Source organism: Paenibacillus tundrae (assembly GCF_030812775.1).
Taxonomy (GTDB): domain Bacteria; phylum Bacillota; class Bacilli; order Paenibacillales; family Paenibacillaceae; genus Paenibacillus; species Paenibacillus tundrae_A.
Window position 1 is genome coordinate 1 of record NZ_JAUSTI010000037.1, and the last position, 1,176, is coordinate 1,176.

Here is a 1,176-nt window from a genome sequence, read left to right on the forward strand (position 1 = left end):
AAACGGTAAAATTTATTCAAGAACAGACCAAGACACTCGGAGACTTGGCAGAAGAACTCAACATTCCAAAAAGTACATTACACCAGTGGATGGGCAAGTATCGCGAACTTAAACATGAGCCCGTAGCTAGCGTAGATCGAGTGAAAGAACTGGAAGCAGAGCTTAAAGAAATGCGCCGGTTACTTCAAGAGAAAGAGCATACGCTTGCGGACACGCAAGAGGAACTGGCTATTGTAAAAAAAGCAGTGCACATCTTCAGCAAACCAAAGAGCTAAGGTTTCAGTTTCTGGAAAACCATCGCTCCCTATTTTCTTTGGAGAAGATGTGCACTCTGTTACACGTGTCACGGAGCGGATATTACAAGTGGCGGATGGATCGAACGAGTAAACAGCAGCACCGGAGAACTGAGATCATGAAGCGTATTCGGTTTCATTTCTACGACCACCAGAAGCGGTGTGGAAGTCCGAAAATTACGTATGCGCTCCATCTGGAAGGATACAGAATCTCTTCCCGTACCGTCAGTATATACATGCGTCAAATGAATCTTCGTTCCGTGCATAGTCCTCGGTATCGTGTCCAAACGACGGATTCTAAACATCATCATCCCATTGCACCAAATACGCTGAACCAGCAATTTCAAACGTCCAAACCGAACACCGTATGGGTCGCCGATATCACCTACATTCCCTGCCGAGGAGGGCGGTTATATCTCGCCAGTGTTCTGGATTTATGTACGCGTGAAATTGTAGGCTGGCGTCTGTACAACCATATGGAAACGAGTCTGGTGCTAGATACATTGAATGATGCTTACCGGGCCAAACGCCCCGCTCCAGGACTGCTACATCACTCGGATCGTGGCTCGCAGTACACGTCAAAAGAATACGTGGAGCAACTGAAATCGTATGGTATGGAACTCAGTATGAGCCGCCGAGGAAACTGTTACGATAACGCATGTATCGAGTCTTGGCACAGTATTTTGAAGAAGGAACTTATTTACTGTAACCCTCGTTTTAAGAATCCAGAAGAGGCTTATAACGCCATTTACCAGTACATTGAGTTCTATTACAACCGCAAGCGAATGCATGGTGCGCTAGGTTATCTTTCCCCTGCTCGTTTTGCGAAGAAATTTACGGACAAATCCGTCGCGTAAGTGTCTACTTTCTTGACATAGGTCCA

The 1,176-nt window shown here is 46.1% G+C and carries 2 protein-coding genes; both read left to right on the top strand.

What is annotated here, in order from left to right; genetic code table 11:
• Positions 1-275: transposase (locus J2T19_RS28110; RefSeq protein ID WP_307221757.1), on the top strand; the 275-nt coding region annotated here is incomplete at its 5' end.
• 11 nt (positions 276-286) lie between these two features.
• Positions 287-1,150 carry an IS3 family transposase gene (locus tag J2T19_RS28115; protein WP_307221759.1) on the top strand — a complete coding sequence of 288 codons (864 nt, stop codon included), beginning with the start codon at positions 287-289 and terminating at the stop codon, positions 1,148-1,150.
• Positions 1,151-1,176: the final 26 nt, after the last annotated feature.